Origin of the sequence: Thermosyntropha sp. (genome assembly GCF_017656155.1) — a bacterium.
Classification (GTDB): Bacteria; Bacillota; Syntrophomonadia; order Syntrophomonadales; family Syntrophomonadaceae; genus Thermosyntropha.
Map to the genome: position 1 here is coordinate 1 of NZ_JACDOH010000015.1, position 14,464 is coordinate 14,464.

General features: G+C 39.2%; 15 protein-coding genes, 6 tRNA genes, 1 other RNA gene, 1 pseudogene and 1 other annotated feature. All 23 genes and pseudogenes read right to left on the minus strand.

Features of this window, described 5'->3' with window-relative positions; translation table 11 throughout:
* Positions 1 to 195: 195 nt before the first annotated feature.
* The 23 genes and pseudogenes from H0Z36_RS10510 to pdxT all read right to left on the minus strand — a co-directional run bounded on the left by H0Z36_RS10510 (position 196) and on the right by pdxT (position 14,413).
* A complete protein-coding gene (locus H0Z36_RS10510) occupies positions 196 to 465 on the minus strand; it encodes a ferredoxin family protein (RefSeq protein ID WP_296866184.1) in 270 nt (89 codons plus the stop codon).
* On the minus strand, positions 465 to 1,049 hold the full coding sequence (locus H0Z36_RS10515; protein ID WP_296866207.1) for a 2-oxoacid:acceptor oxidoreductase family protein: 585 nt from the start codon (positions 1,047 to 1,049) through the stop codon (positions 465 to 467). The genes H0Z36_RS10510 and H0Z36_RS10515 overlap by 1 nt, the downstream gene beginning before the upstream one ends.
* Positions 1,046 to 1,795, minus strand: coding sequence for a thiamine pyrophosphate-dependent enzyme (locus tag H0Z36_RS10520; RefSeq protein WP_296866186.1), 750 nt, complete (start codon positions 1,793 to 1,795; stop codon positions 1,046 to 1,048). The genes H0Z36_RS10515 and H0Z36_RS10520 overlap by 4 nt, the downstream gene beginning before the upstream one ends.
* 12 nt (positions 1,796 to 1,807) lie before the next feature.
* The gene (locus H0Z36_RS10525; protein WP_296866188.1) at positions 1,808 to 2,899 is read right to left on the minus strand and encodes a ferredoxin oxidoreductase; all 1,092 of its coding nucleotides are present in this window, start codon (positions 2,897 to 2,899) and stop codon (positions 1,808 to 1,810) included.
* Positions 2,900 to 2,943: 44 nt separating this feature from the next.
* Positions 2,944 to 3,636, minus strand: a complete 693-nt coding sequence (locus tag H0Z36_RS10530) for a hypothetical protein (protein ID WP_296866190.1) — start codon at positions 3,634 to 3,636, stop codon at positions 2,944 to 2,946.
* A gap of 197 nt (positions 3,637 to 3,833) precedes the next feature.
* Entirely contained in the window at positions 3,834 to 4,100 is a 267-nt protein-coding gene (locus H0Z36_RS10535) for a pro-sigmaK processing inhibitor BofA family protein (protein WP_296866191.1), read from the minus strand.
* An 11-nt stretch (positions 4,101 to 4,111) separates the two neighbouring features.
* Positions 4,112 to 4,363, minus strand: a complete 252-nt coding sequence (locus H0Z36_RS10540; RefSeq protein ID WP_296866193.1) for a DUF2508 family protein — start codon at positions 4,361 to 4,363, stop codon at positions 4,112 to 4,114.
* A 71-nt stretch (positions 4,364 to 4,434) separates the two neighbouring features.
* Positions 4,435 to 5,028 (minus strand): recombination mediator RecR, encoded by a 594-nt coding sequence (gene recR / locus H0Z36_RS10545; RefSeq protein WP_296866195.1) that lies wholly within the window; start codon positions 5,026 to 5,028, stop codon positions 4,435 to 4,437.
* A gap of 66 nt (positions 5,029 to 5,094) precedes the next feature.
* Positions 5,095 to 5,421, minus strand: a complete 327-nt coding sequence (locus H0Z36_RS10550) for a YbaB/EbfC family nucleoid-associated protein (RefSeq protein WP_296866196.1) — start codon at positions 5,419 to 5,421, stop codon at positions 5,095 to 5,097.
* A gap of 13 nt (positions 5,422 to 5,434) precedes the next feature.
* On the minus strand, positions 5,435 to 6,946 hold the full coding sequence (dnaX, locus tag H0Z36_RS10555) for a DNA polymerase III subunit gamma/tau (protein WP_296866198.1): 1,512 nt from the start codon (positions 6,944 to 6,946) through the stop codon (positions 5,435 to 5,437).
* A gap of 122 nt (positions 6,947 to 7,068) precedes the next feature.
* Positions 7,069 to 7,334, minus strand: an RNA gene (gene ffs, locus H0Z36_RS10560) — signal recognition particle sRNA large type.
* 92 nt (positions 7,335 to 7,426) lie between these two features.
* Positions 7,427 to 8,002: a xanthine phosphoribosyltransferase gene (locus tag H0Z36_RS10565; protein WP_296866200.1), complete on the minus strand. Its 576-nt coding sequence runs from the start codon at positions 8,000 to 8,002 to the stop codon at positions 7,427 to 7,429.
* A gap of 195 nt (positions 8,003 to 8,197) precedes the next feature.
* A tRNA-Ser gene (locus H0Z36_RS10570) sits at positions 8,198 to 8,293 on the minus strand.
* A gap of 35 nt (positions 8,294 to 8,328) precedes the next feature.
* Positions 8,329 to 8,421, minus strand: a tRNA-Ser gene (locus tag H0Z36_RS10575).
* A gap of 34 nt (positions 8,422 to 8,455) precedes the next feature.
* A pseudogene (gene tadA, locus H0Z36_RS10580) lies at positions 8,456 to 8,845 on the minus strand (tRNA adenosine(34) deaminase TadA); the annotation flags it as partial.
* Positions 8,846 to 8,884: 39 nt separating this feature from the next.
* Positions 8,885 to 8,961 (minus strand) — tRNA-Arg (locus H0Z36_RS10585).
* A 43-nt stretch (positions 8,962 to 9,004) separates the two neighbouring features.
* Positions 9,005 to 9,081: transfer RNA gene (locus H0Z36_RS10590), tRNA-Arg, on the minus strand.
* 21 nt (positions 9,082 to 9,102) lie between these two features.
* A tRNA-Ser gene (locus H0Z36_RS10595) sits at positions 9,103 to 9,197 on the minus strand.
* Positions 9,198 to 9,226: 29 nt separating this feature from the next.
* A tRNA-Ser gene (locus H0Z36_RS10600) sits at positions 9,227 to 9,316 on the minus strand.
* A 68-nt stretch (positions 9,317 to 9,384) separates the two neighbouring features.
* The gene (gene serS, locus H0Z36_RS10605; RefSeq protein ID WP_296866202.1) at positions 9,385 to 10,668 is read right to left on the minus strand and encodes a serine--tRNA ligase; all 1,284 of its coding nucleotides are present in this window, start codon (positions 10,666 to 10,668) and stop codon (positions 9,385 to 9,387) included.
* 54 nt (positions 10,669 to 10,722) lie between these two features.
* Positions 10,723 to 12,315, minus strand: coding sequence for a phosphoglycerate dehydrogenase (serA, locus tag H0Z36_RS10610; RefSeq protein WP_296866204.1), 1,593 nt, complete (start codon positions 12,313 to 12,315; stop codon positions 10,723 to 10,725).
* A 23-nt stretch (positions 12,316 to 12,338) separates the two neighbouring features.
* Complete coding sequence (locus H0Z36_RS10615; protein WP_296866206.1) at positions 12,339 to 13,499, minus strand: alanine--glyoxylate aminotransferase family protein; 1,161 nt, start codon at positions 13,497 to 13,499, stop codon at positions 12,339 to 12,341.
* Between the two features lie 88 nt (positions 13,500 to 13,587).
* Positions 13,588 to 13,793, minus strand: a binding site (T-box leader).
* A gap of 53 nt (positions 13,794 to 13,846) precedes the next feature.
* Positions 13,847 to 14,413 carry a pyridoxal 5'-phosphate synthase glutaminase subunit PdxT gene (gene pdxT / locus H0Z36_RS10620; protein WP_296866208.1) on the minus strand — a complete coding sequence of 189 codons (567 nt, stop codon included), beginning with the start codon at positions 14,411 to 14,413 and terminating at the stop codon, positions 13,847 to 13,849.
* Positions 14,414 to 14,464: the final 51 nt, after the last annotated feature.

The window sequence follows — 14,464 nt, forward strand, 5'->3', positions numbered from 1 at the left end:
TCTGTTTTATCAAGATCCCGCGCGCCGCTCCCCGCGCCGCGCAAGAATTATAATATCATGCACATTCGGCAGTGTCAAGGATTTTTATCAGAATTTTTTTTGCACTTTTGAAAAACCCAATTATATTGGTAGTTCTATGCAAATTATAAAAGAGGCTTTAAGCCCCTTTTATAATTTTATTCGTTTATCTTTACTTTATTCATTGGCTGCCTTTGCTTTTTTTATTTTTTCAATATATATTGCACAATCCGGGCAAACCATTTCACAAATGCTGCAGGCTATACAGCTGTCCTCATCTTTCGGTTTTACAGTAGGAGTTCCATATACTCCTAATTTCTCCGACCATACAAGGACATCGTTTGGACATTTTTCTTTACATAAACCGCACCCCTTGCAGTATTCCGGGAAGATATAAAAATTAGCTTTGGCCAAAGTAAATTTTATTCCTTCTATTTTTTTGTCCATTAGTTTGCCACCCCTTCCTTCAGGGCTTCTTCTGCCATCTGTCTTCCTATTTCCAGAGCCTGATAATTGAGTTCTCTTAATTTAGGATCTCTTTCAAACTTTGCCCCTAACTTCTTTTCTAAAGCAAATTTAGCCGAGCCAAAGCTTACTATATTGGTAAAACCTATAACTGCTCCCATTATTATCATGTTAAATACGCGAGGATGCAGTTTTTCGTTAGCAGTATCTATTGCCGGAAGCCCGATTATTTTTTTTGCTTCTTTCGGCATTTCTTCTTCATCAACACTGATGCTGCTGTCATACACATAAATTGTATTGCTGTCAGAATAGCGAACAGTACGCGAAACTGCCCGCTTGCTGAGGGCAATAACCACATCTGCTTTGTTGAACTTAGGTGCTCCAATCCTTTGATCACTTACCTGCAGGAAAGCAATAGATACTCCTCCCCGCTGCTCCACTCCAAAATTAGGAATATATATGGCCTGTTTATTCTCTTCATAGGCAGCTTCCGCTAATATTTCAGCAATAGATTGAACTCCTTGCCCACCTTCGCCTGCTAATGCAAGTTTTATCAATGCCATTATTTTTCCCCCTTTCCAAAGGGATTCTTAAATTCGCCTACCGGAAAATATTTTTCCATTTCATCTTCTAAAAAACTCCAGGTCTGCTGAGCATTAGTCCTCCAGTTGGTAGGACAGGTAGACAGAACCTCCACAAAAGAAAAACCATTTCCCTCCATCTGGTTGCGCAGAGCATTTTTGATATAACGCTTGAGCTGTTTATATTTAGAAACTGTCCCCCGGGCAACATATGCGGTATCTGAAGTAAGTGCCGCCACAAATTCCGGTCCTTTAGTCGGATATCCGGTAATTTCCGGATCTCTTCCATAAGGAGTAGTCTCCGTCTTCTGACCCGGCAGGGTGGTAGGAGCCATCTGCCCACCGGTCATACCATAATTGGTATTATTAACCAGTATAACGGTGATTTTTTCATTGCGTACAGCCGCATTCAAAAGGTGCTGGGATCCGATAGAATATCCCCCTCCATCTCCCATATAACCGACGGCTATAAGTTCTGGACGTGCCCTTTTTATCCCTACCATAACCGGAGTAGTTCTTCCATGATGGGTCTGGGTGCTGTCACATGCAAAGAAATTCCAGGAAAGGAGTGAACAGCCTATATCACACCCGAAAACTATTTTGTCTTGAATTTCCAGTTCATCTATAGCTTCGCCTAAAGCCTTAAGCACAATTCCATGCCCGCATCCAGGACAGAACTTATGCGGCTTAGTCGGTAAATACCAAGATTTAGGGGTTGCCGGTAAAGCCATTTTATTACCTCCTTAATCAATTATGCTCTTTACTTTACTTATAATGTCAGTATCTATAATTCCTACCCCTGGCATAAACAAGTTGTTAATCTGAATTGTTTCGCCATAAATCTCCTGTTTTACCAGACGGTCAAACTGTCCATAAGCAGACTCAGCAATAAGCATCTTTTTGGCACCGCTTTTGGCGATAGCTTCTCTAAGCTGTTTTCCAGGGAAAGGCCTTAAGGTTATAGGCCGAAAATACCCTGCCTTTATACCTTGCGCCCTTAAGGCTTTCACAGCATCATCTGCTGCTCTAGACACTACGCCATGTGCAAGTATCAAAATTTCAGCATCTTCACATTCTTTTTCTTCATATTCAACTACTTCCGGAGAAATAGCCTCATATTCAGCTGCAAACTTCATTACTACCTCATAAAGTTCCTCTTCCATGCTGTATATATTGCATAAGTGCTGGGGTTCTCTTTCCTCTCCTATTTTCCCTTCTAAACCAACCAGCGGAAAAGTTTTAACCAGTTCTATTCCCCGTTCTTCCGGGTCATACATTTCTAAAGGCTCTCTCATTTTAGCCTGATATCCATCACCTAATACAAAAGTAGGGAATCTATATTTCCAGGCAGTATTAAAAGCCTTGATTATATAGTCATAAATTTCCTGATGTGATGAAGTAGAATAAACTATACGATGCCCTTCACCATTACCTCCAAAAGTAGTAAGGGTTACTTCCTGCTGGGAATAAATAACCGTGCCAGAAGAAGGGCCACCCCGCTGCTGGATAATGGCTACTAGAGGAAGCCTCATAGCTTCTGCCATACTGAAAGGCTCCTGCATCAAGGTATTTCCCGGACCTGCTGTAGCGGTAAAAGCCTTCTTTCCAGCCTGTACCGCTCCACAAACAGTAAAACCCGCAGAAATCTCATCTTCAGTCTGTAAAAAGTTTCTCCCATATTTTGGAGCCAATCTAGTCCAGTAATGCATAATCTCATTTTGCGGAGTTATAGGATAGCCAAACATAATCTCTGCTCCTGCCGCTAAAGCTGCCCAGGCAGCTGCTTCATTCCCGGTAAGAAAAGCCTTCTTGGTGTTTTCTACCACCTTTTGCATTTATAAAATGCACCTCCTAAAAAATTATCAAATCAAGGTGTCTATTACCACATTGCAGCTGGCATATATCTTTCTATAAATTTTACTTTTACCCCTAAATCACTGAAATCTTCTATTTCAAAAAATTTTTTATCTACTGCCATATAATCAACTGGCAGTCCCAATTCAATTGCTGCTTTTATTATTACCTTATTTCCTTTTCTTATAAGATCAGGAGTAGTATCATCTCCTAAATGAGTATTGGCAACTATTGCGTCTACCCTCCCCAACTCCTTGATATATTCTTTTATTCTGGAAAGAGAATTGGTCATAGGCCTGGTATAGTTTACCACAGCTATTATCCGTAGATACGGAGATTCATAGGCTCCTTCCACCAAATTCAAAGTTTGGGCACCATATACTCCATAACCTACATCTAAAATAATATCGCCCTCATTCATTAAAGCCCATTTAGCCTGGGGGTTTAACATAGCCCCGGTTTCACCTAATCCAAAGGTATCACTTTTCGAATAGCTTATTACATTGAGCCCCAGTTCCTGAAGTCTATTTTTTAGAGGTCTCAAGGTATAAAAAGGTTCAACTGTATCTAAATCAACTATGGTAACTGTTCTTCCCTTTCTTTTAATCTCTACTGCTCTATTTATAGCTATTTCACTTTTTCCGCTCGCATACTCCCCTATAAACGCTTCTACTATCCTGGCTCTATCTTCCGCAGTAAATTTTAGCACCTCCAACATAACTGATTATTTACTTAATATATGAATAATTTGTTTTAGTATAAATTAATTGTGAATTATGCGTCAATATTTATCAAGCTTTATACAAATATAGCGCATATTTTTTACATTGTGTTAACTTTGCCTTAATATTGTCAGATGACCAAAAAAACTGCCTCTATTTCTTTTGTTTAGAGACAGTAGTTCATTTTATAATTTCATTTTAATAAAATTTGAAAACATATAAGGAGCAAAACTCCGGGAATTCCTAAAAAACCTGCTATCAGAACAGTTAAAACATTTATTGCGATTTTAAAGGAAAAAAATGCTCCTATGTAGTTGGTAACCAAAAGCAAAAACAACCCCAGGATTGAATTAATAATCAATTTCCATAAAAGTTTAAACGGCTTTATTATAACCTGGGCAATTATATATAAAATCACCAAAAGAAAAAGGGCTGCCATTATTATATTTACTGTTTCCACACCACACCCCCCTAAGACTCATATGTATTCCGCTTGATCCTTCGCAAAATAAAATTATATTTTTCTTCGGCTGCTCGCAGATTAAATATAGCCCAATCCAGCATGTCCGGATCATCTATATTTGATAAAATATTATATGCATAAACTATCTCATTTCTGGCTTCATCAAGAATCTCCTGGTCAGAAGGGAGGGAAACCTTATCATCTTTTTTAAGCCAAAAAAATCGGCATATAAAGTTCAATAAAGAAAAACGACAGGACATATAATAATCCTCCCGACATAAAGAGTAAAATATATTCTATCTCATCATATGCCGGGAAAAATTTTTATATGTCAAACTTCCTGGCGTCCCTCAATAGCTTTTCTCAAAGTTATCTCATCAGCAAATTCAATATAGCCTCCAACCGGCAAGCCATACGCCAGTTTAGTAACTTTAACCCCGTACTTTTCAGCTACTCCGGCTAAAAATCGACCTAAAATTTCTCCATCAAGATCAGGATTTAATGCTAAAATAACTTCCTTTACCTCTCCCGATTTAAGCCTCTCCTCAAAAGGTTTTAAATCAAGCTGGGTTAGATCATTGTTGTCCATCAAATTAAAATCTTTATTGATAACATAATACTGTCCTTTAAAACCAGTTTTTTCAATAGCAATTATATCGCTGGTTTCTTCTGCTACACATAAGATGCCCTTATCCCTTTTTTCATCACGACATATCATACATGGATCTATATCACTGAGACAACCGCAAACAGAACAGGGGGAAACCCTGGTCTTAGCATCAACAATAGCTTTAACCAGCTTATTTACTTCTTCTTCTGGAGATTTTAAAAGATATAAAGCCAGCCTTTGGGCTGTTTTTGGCCCAATAGTAGGCAGTTTTTGCAGTTCATCAATTAAAAATTCCAGAGGTTTGGCAAACTTCATCTTATTCAACTTCCTCCCGGAACAAAATATAACGCTGACAGTAATATGCCAGCGCCAGTCTCTTTTTTAAAGTCCTGGTATATTTAAACCACCAGTTATTTTAGCCATTTCTTCTGAAACCATTTCCTGTGCTGCTTTTAATCCTTCATTGACTGCAGCCATAATTAAATCTTCCAGCATTTCTACATCATCCGGATCTACTGCTTCCGGCTTAATCTTAATTTCCACCAACTCCTGTTTTCCATTTACCTTAACCTTAACTGCTCCTCCGCCGGCAGATGCTTCTACCACTCTTTCCTTCAATTCTTCCTGCAGTTTTGCTATCTGCTCCTGCACCTTTCTGGCCTGTTTCATCATTTTGTTAAGTGAAGCTCCTCCAGGATTAAAAACCATTTTATCTTCCTCCTTAATCTTTAATCTGAACTATATCTTCCCCAAAATATTCAATTGCTTTTTTAACCATAATATCATTATATTGTTCATCATCAATAAAAATAAACTGAATTTCTAAAGGTTTGCCAAATATTTTTTCCAATACTTCTTCTAATATTTCGCGATTCCCTTTCTCTTCCATCCTCTCTTTGTGAAATTTATATCCTTTCTTAAAACCAATGTAAATAACATCATCTTTTATTCCAATAAGTTTTCCCTGAGATAAAAGGGCATGGGTAGGAATCTTTTTTTCTTTAACTCCAGCCAATATCTTCTGCCATAAAACTTTTTCTTCACTGTTATCTCTGGTTCCTTTATTCACCTTTTTAACCTCTTTAACTGCCGGCTGCGGTTTGACTTCCACCTTTTGAGAAGCTGAAGTCGCATTTTCCATCTCCGATATTATTTCTATCATTTCTAAAAAAGACATTTCCAATAAAAATTTTCCGCCCTCGCTAAATCTCAGTTTTTCCATAGTATTTATCATAATTCTCAAAGATTTAAGCAAAAAAGCCTGGTTTGCCCTAGCTTTTTGTTTATCTAAAAAATGCATGTTTTCCCGGTCTATAACGTAAAAATCTGCCTTTTCGCCTAAACCCTGATAAATTAAAAGATCACGCAGATAAAATACCATCTCTCTTGCCAACTGCTGCGCTTCTTTTCCCTCATTTAAAGCAGTTGAAATCATTTTTACAACCGCTGCAGTATCCCGGTTTATAACTGATTCCATGAGATTTATTAAAAAAAGGTCATCTACTATACCTAAAACATCTAAAACATCGCTTTTAGTAACCCTGCCATCTTTATAAGCGTTGATCTGATCCATTACGCTTAAAGCATCCCGCATACCGCCATTAGCACGCCGGGCGATAATTAAAAGCGCTTCTTCTTCAAATTCTATATTATCAGATTCTGCTACCTTTCTTAATCTCTCCACAATCTCATCTGTTGTCAAACGGCGAAACTGATAAATCTGACACCTGGATTTTATAGTTGCTGGTATTTTATGAGATTCGGTGGTAGCCAAAATAAACATCACATAATCAGGGGGTTCTTCTAAAGTTTTTAAAAGCGCATTAAACGCTTCAGTTGTAAGCATATGGACTTCATCTATGATATAAACCTTACGCTTACCCTGAGCCGGCAAAATCCTGACCTTTTCCCGCAAATCCCTGATTTCATCTATACCCCGGTTAGATGCAGCATCAATCTCTACTACATCCATAAAATTGCCGTTATTAATATCTATACAGGAAGAACAGGCATTACAGGGTTCTCCATCCTGAGGATTCTCACAATTCACAGCCTTAGCAATTATTTTAGCTATGCTGGTCTTACCTGTTCCCCTTGGACCGGCAAAAAGATAAGCATGGGACAAACGATTTTCCTTAATCGCATTTTTAAGAGATTTTACAGCTTTCTCCTGCCCTACAATTTCTTCAAATCTCTGAGGCCGCCATGCTCGATATAAAGCTAAATAAGCCATAAAATTCCCCCCTTCAAGGAAAAAAGAAATCTTTCCTGATATGTAAAATAGCAGGTATTACACCTGCTATTATAAATCTTAACATATTTTATTTATTTTATTGTCTGCATTATATTTTAATGCCGTGCACCTGGCTTCGAGAATATCCCCTGAGCGTTACTCAGACAGTTAGCTCCATCCAGGCTGCCCCGCGGCACATAAGATAAACCTCTTAGTGCTGCTTCCTCCCGGACCTGACACGGTTCAAGGTGTCTTATTGCGCAGGACCCAGATATCAACGCCACTTATCTGAGCCAGACCTCACAGGATAAACCCTCAGCTCAGGAATTCGACCCTGCTGTAGCGGGTTGCAGGTTACAGGGCACCGCTAATTCCCCGTCTAGCACGGCAAATTTCATTTCTTAAATTATTATTTGCCTGTTTATTTTACCCTTTTTATTTTTCAATTGCAATAAGATTCTCTCTTTTCCCATAAAATGCTTAGTTTTCTCGGAAAACAATTTTTCCACCCTTCATAGATTCAATAATAGCCAGAGAATAAACATTTACCCCTGCTTCCCTAAGATTCTTTCCTCCCTGCTGAAAACCTTTTTCTATAACTATCCCTGCTCCTATAAGGTTTGCTCCCGCCTGTTCAATTATGTCTTTAAGTCCCAATACAGCCCGTCCATTAGCCAAAAAATCATCTATGATCAAAATGCGATCTTCAGCTGTAATATATTTCTTAGCTACTTTAATCTGGTAAGTTGTACCTTTAGTAAAAGAAAAAACCTCACTTGTATATATTTCTGTTTCTAAATTTCGTGAGATATTTTTTTTAGCAAATACAACCGGAACATCAAAATACTGGGCTGCCATAACAGCAATAGCAATACCTGATGATTCAATGGTCAAAATTTTGGTAACCTTATCGTTTCTAAATTTAAGCCAAAATTCCTTCCCTACTTCGTTTAAAAATTTTATATCCAGCTGATGGTTTAAAAAAGAATCAACCTTAAGTATATCATCACCTATAACTTCGCCTTCTTCCAAAATCTTCTTTTTTAAAAGTTCCATAATGTCAAACTCCTATGTCAATTTTATTATTATATTTCACTAAAATGCGGGGAATATCAATAATTTTAAAACAAATCCGTTTTTTACACAAATATTTTTTACTTATCTTCGCGATTTACATGTATCATAGTTTTTCATACCATCTGTTTCTTTAAAAACAAAACACGGGAAAAAACCCGTGCTTTATATTCTAACTGGCGGAGAGGGCGGGATTCGAACCCGCGACACAGGTTTTAGCCCGTGTACTCGATTTCCAATCGAGCGCCTTCAGCCAGACTCAGCCACCTCTCCGTATATATTTATTTTATATGAACTTGTTATTTCCATGGCGGAGAGAGTGAGATTCGAACTCACGAGACGGTTTTACCCGTCTACTCGATTTCGAGTCGAGCGCCTTAGACCAACTCGGCCATCTCTCCTCAAATCTCTAAAGAATGAACTTAAAATCTCAGCACATTCTTCTTTAAGAACACCCTCACAGGTCTCCACCTGATGATTTAATAAAGGATATCTGACAATTTCAAGCACCGAACCAGCTGCTCCTGCTTTCGGATCTCTGGTGCCAAAAACTAGCCTGCCTAATCTGGCATTTACCATTGCACCGGCACACATAGGACATGGTTCTAAAGTGCAATATAAAGTTACATCGGTAAGACGCCAACGCCCTAAATAAGCTGCTGCCCTTTTAAGAGCTAACAGCTCGGCATGGCAGGTTGCATCATTTTGAAGTTCTTTTTCATTATGCGCCCAGGCTATTACTTCGTCTTCCCAAACAGCTACTGCACCAATCGGCACTTCTCCCAGATAATAAGCTTTTCTAGCAAGGGCCAAAGCCAGGCGCATATATAAAATATCCCGATTTATAGGGATTCACCGCCATCATGGTGCGCCCGAGAGGACTCGAACCCCTGGCACGCGGTTTAGGAAACCGCTGCTCTATCCTCCTGAGCTACGGGCGCTAAATTAATTTATTTAAATTATCTACTTTTCATCTTATAAATATGGCGCGCCCGCAGGGACTCGAACCCCGGACCTCCAGATTCGTAGTCTGTTACTCTATCCAGCTGAGCTACGGGCGCGCGTAATTTTATTTATCTAAATGGCGGAGAGAGCGGGATTCGAACCCGCGAGACAGGTTTTAGCCCATCTACTCGCTTAGCAGGCGAGCGCCTTCAGCCTACTCGGCCATCTCTCCGTATATCATTTGCATAAAGCGGTGCTAACTGGCGGAGGAGGTGGGATTCGAACCCACGGAACCCGTAAAGGTTCAACGGTTTTCAAGACCGCCTCCTTCAACCACTCGGACACCCCTCCATGCAATATTTTTTCCAATGCAAGGGATAGTATAACACAGACATATTTTATTGTCAACTGATGCTTTTTTACATTTCTTCCCTTTTGATAACTTTTATTCCTCCCATATATGGAACCAAAACTTCCGGCACCAAAACTGATCCATCTTCCTGCTGGTAGTTTTCCAGTATAGCAGCTAAGGTTCTTCCTACTGCTACCCCCGATCCGTTTAAAGTATGGACATAACGCGGTTTATCCTTAGGTGAAGGACGATATCTTATATTGGCCCTTCTAGCCTGAAAATCTTCACAGTTGGAGCAGGAAGATATTTCTTTGTATTCATTATAGCTGGGAAGCCAAACTTCTATATCATAAGTTTTGGCTGCCGAAAATCCCATATCTCCTGTACATAGAAGAACTACCCTATATGGAAGCCCTAAAAGCTGCAAAACCCTTTCTGCATCCCTGGTCATTTTTTCAAGTTCATCATATGATTTGTCGGGTTCTGCTATTTTTACCAACTCAACCTTATTAAACTGGTGCTGCCTTATTACCCCTCTAGTATCCCTTCCGTGCGAACCTGCTTCAGCCCGGAAACACGGAGTATAAGCAGTAAAATAAATAGGTAAATCTTTGGCATCTAAAATCTCTTCCCGATGAAGATTGGTAAGGGGAACTTCAGCTGTTGGAACTAAATACATCTCCCTTCCTTCCACTTTAAACATATCTTCTGCAAACTTGGGAAGCTGTCCAGTTCCTGTCATACAATGCGCATTTACCATAAAGGGCGGCAGTATCTCGGTATAGCCATGTTCACGGGTATGAACATCGAGGAAAAAGTTTATTATTGCCCTTTCCAATCGGGCTCCCATTCCCTTGTATACTGTAAATCTGGCTCCTGAAAGTTTGGCTGCCCTTTCAAAGTCAAGGATATCAAGCTCTACTCCTAAATCCCAGTGGGCTTTAGGTTCAAAATCAAATTTTCTTGGTTCACCCCAGCGCCTTACTTCTACATTGGAAGTCTCATCTTCGCCTATCGGCACTGATTCATGAGGAAGGTTAGGCAAACCTAAAAGGATTTTTTCAATTTCCTCTTCGATAGAGGCCAGCTTATCATCCAGCTCTTTTATTTCATCTCCTACTTGCCGCACTTTTTCCATTAATTCCTGCGGATCTTTGCCTTCTTTTTTCATTTTTCCCACTTCTTTAGAAGCTGAATTTCGGAAATTCTTTAATTCCTCAACCTTAATTAAAATCTTTCTTCTTTCTTCATCTAATTCTAAAAATTCTTTTAAAGCCCCTTTAATATTTCTTTTTTCCAATCCCTTTTCTACCTTCTCCGGATTAGCTCTGATCATTTTAGCGTCTAACATATGAAGACCCCCTTTACTGTTATTACTGCTTGCCCTCTGCGGCTCAAAAAGGGATTAAAAGTGAAGCAGCCTCGGCCTGCTTGTTATTCCATCCGATTTTGCCAGGACATCCAATACTTCTTCACTTACCTCGCTATCAACATTTACCAGCATTATAGCTTTTTCGCCCCGGCTTTTACGGGCAACTTTCATAGAAGCTATATTTATTCCATAATCCCCTAATATAGTGGCAAAAGGACCTATTACCCGCGGACGATCTTCATTTTCTACCATTAAAACATTACCTCTTAAATCAGTTTCTGTTTCATAACCATTTATTTCCACTAAAAGAGGATTTTTAGCCCTGGATATAGTCCCGGTTATATCTAATGCACAGCGGTCGGTAAATATTTTAACATTTATAAGATTTTTATATCGCTTGCTGCTCTGCTCTTCCTTTCTTTCATATATCTTAATTCCGCGATCTTCTGCTAAAAGGCGCGCATTAACGTAGTTTACCTTTTCTTCCATAATAGGTGAGAGTAGGCCTTTCAATAAGGCAATAGTCAGTATTTCTGTTTCATTCCTGGTTATAGGTCCGCTGTAAGTTATATCTATCCTGCTTATAGGATTTCTTTCCAGTTGATAATATATCTTGCCCATTTTTTCCGCCAAAGTTATATAAGGCTTCAGGTATTCCAGCTCTTCCCTTAACATGGTTGGAAGGTTTACTACATTAGGCACTATGTCACCTTTTAATGCCTTTATAACCTGCCGGGCAATATCTTCCCCTACCCTTTTTTGGGCTTCATAAGTATCAGCCCCCAAATGAGGAGTTACAACTACATTATTAAACTTAAATAAAGGATTATCAGTAGTCGGCTCTTTCTCAAATACATCCAAGCCTGCAAAAGCTATTTTACCGCTTTCCAATCCTTCTAAAATAGCTTTTTCTTTTATTATTCCTCCCCTGGCGCAGTTTACTATACCTACTCCATCTTTAGCCAGACTCAATATCTTTTCATCAATCATATGCATAGTCTCTTCATTGCGCGGGGTATGGACAGTGATAATATCTGCTTCTCTTACAAGTTCTTCTAAAGTCCTTTTCTTTTCAGCCCCAAATCTTTCAAATCTCTCATCAGATATATAAGGATCATAAGCTATTACTCTCATATTAAAAGCCTTGAGGCGGGTAGCTACCATTGATCCTATGCGTCCTAAGCCGACTATCCCAACCGTTTTTCCATAAAGTTCAACCCCTCTAAACGGTTTGCGATCCCATACTCCGCTCTTTAAATAGCTGTTGGCCCAAGCTGTTTTGCGGGCTGCAGAAAGCATAAGGCTTATAGTCTGTTCAGCTGCTGAAATAGTATTACTGTCAGGAGTATTAGCCACTATTATTCCATAGCGGGTGCATACATCTACATCAATATTGTCTACTCCATTGCCGGCTCTTCCAACTACTTTAAGTTTTTTGGCATGTTTTATCAGTTCTTCGTTCACTTTGGTAACACTGCGGACAATAAGGGCATCATACTGATCAATTATCTTTAAAAGCTCTTCCCGGGAAATGCCATCCCGATAGTCTACCTCCAGTTCTTCCCTTAAAATCTGAATTCCTTCTTCAGCTATTCTTTCCGTAATAATCACTTTTTTCCTCTCCACCTTCAACTCCCCTTTCTTTCAATTTATCCCTTATAATTGTTAAGCAAAAACTCTTGAGCCTTTCTAACTCCTGCCCCCATGTCAAATGCAAAGCCAAGCTCTTTTAAAGTTATTTCTAAAGCTGCTATAACAGCCAGTAAATCCAATTCCCTCACATATCCTAAATGACCTATGCGGAATATAACATCATTAAGGCTCTGCTGTCCTCCTGCCAGCACAATATTAAATTTTTCCAGCATATACTGGCGTATTTTATTAGCCCCAATGCCTTCCGGGGCTATAACAGAAGTCCCAGCCGTAGAAGCATTTTCGTCATTGGCTAAAAGTTTAAGCCCTACGGATTTTATACTTTCACGCACCATATCACGGTAATTTTTATGCCTTTTTAAGATATTTTCAAGTCCTTCTTCCTTCATCATTTTAAGAGCTTCCTGCATTCCGTAATAAATAGATATAGGCGGTGTAACCGGGTTCTGACCTTTTGCAAGATATTCCAAACCTAAATCTATATCCCAGTAAAATTTAGGAGACTTTGACTTCTTATAAGCTTCATAGGCTCGATCATTGAAAGCTAAAAAACACAAACCTGGCGGAACCATAAAAGCCTTCTGGGATCCGCTGACTACAACATCTATTCCCCATTCATCCATTTTGAGATCAACTGCAGCCAGTCCGCTTACTGCATCTACCAGGAACAAAGCTGGATGGTTTCCGGCTGCTTCTTTTATAGCCTTTAAATCATTAAAAACCCCCGTGGAAGTTTCATTATGAGTTATCAAAACCGCCTTTATTTCTCTATTTATATCTTTTTTAAGCCTTTCCCCAATAATCTCAGGATCGGCTGCTTCTCCCCAGGTAAAGTCCATTTTTTCAACTTCTGCTCCAAACTTTTTAGCAATAGAAGCAAATCTATCACCAAAAACTCCGATAGAAACAGCCAGAACCTTATCTCCCGGGGAAATAAAATTTACTACTGCCGCTTCCAAGCCGCCGGTACCAGAAGAAGGATATATTAAAACATGATGTTTGGTCTGGCATATTTCTTTTACCCCTTCTGTTACCTCCAGCAGAATCTTTTTAAATTCAGGACCGCGGTGGTTTATTAGCGGCCTTGACATCGCCCGAATAATTCGGTTGGGCAAAGGCGTAGGCCCGGGAAGCATTAAGAACTGTTCTCCAGTCATCAAAACTTACCTCCTCCTCAAAATAAAACGAATATAAAAAAATGTTTTTTTCTATAATTTTTATATATAAAAAAGCCTCTCAATCCCATAAAGGGACGAGAGACTATTTCCCGCGTTGCCACCCTAGTTGACACTATTAAAAGTGCCCACCTCATAAATTATAACGGAATTACCGGAACTGCTTTTAACAGCCTGCTCCCGGGTGGATTCAAATTGACGCCGGACTGGTTTACACCTCCCACCAGCTCTCTTGACCGGCTCATCAATTCTACTATTCCCGTTCACAGCATTTAACTATATAATTTAGTGTAATTATATTACAGCTCCTTTTTTTTAGCAAGATTTTATTAACATAATTCTACAAAAAATTTATGCAATGCTAAATCATCTGTAAGTTCAGGATGAAAAGAGGTAGCTAAAATATTTCTTTCTTTTACCATTACTATCTTATCATCGTGTTCACATAATACTTCAGCTTCGCCCCATACCTTTTCTACATATGGTGCCCTGATAAAAACTCCCCTTGTTTTACCTAATCCTTTTATATCGAGTTCTGTTTCAAAGCTATCTACCTGCCTGCCGTAGGCATTTCTCTTTACCTTTATATCCATCAGCCTAAGCCACGGTTCATCTTTATCCAGCTCTTTAGCCAGAAGTATCATGCCCGCACATGTTCCCCATATCGGCATACCCTCTTCAGCCTTTTCAATTATTTTTCTGTCAATCCCATATTTAACCATGAGTCTTCCTATAGTAGTGCTTTCTCCGCCGGGAATTATAAGTCCGTCTATTTTATCTAAATCGTCTTTAGTTCTTATCTGAAAACTTTCAACTCCACATTTCTTTAAAGAATCCTGATGTTCAATAAATGCTCCTTGCAGGGCTAAAACCCCAATTTTTTTACCAGCCACGATCCTGCATCCTTTCTTCCGGTTTTATAGTGCTTATATCTATTCCTACCATCG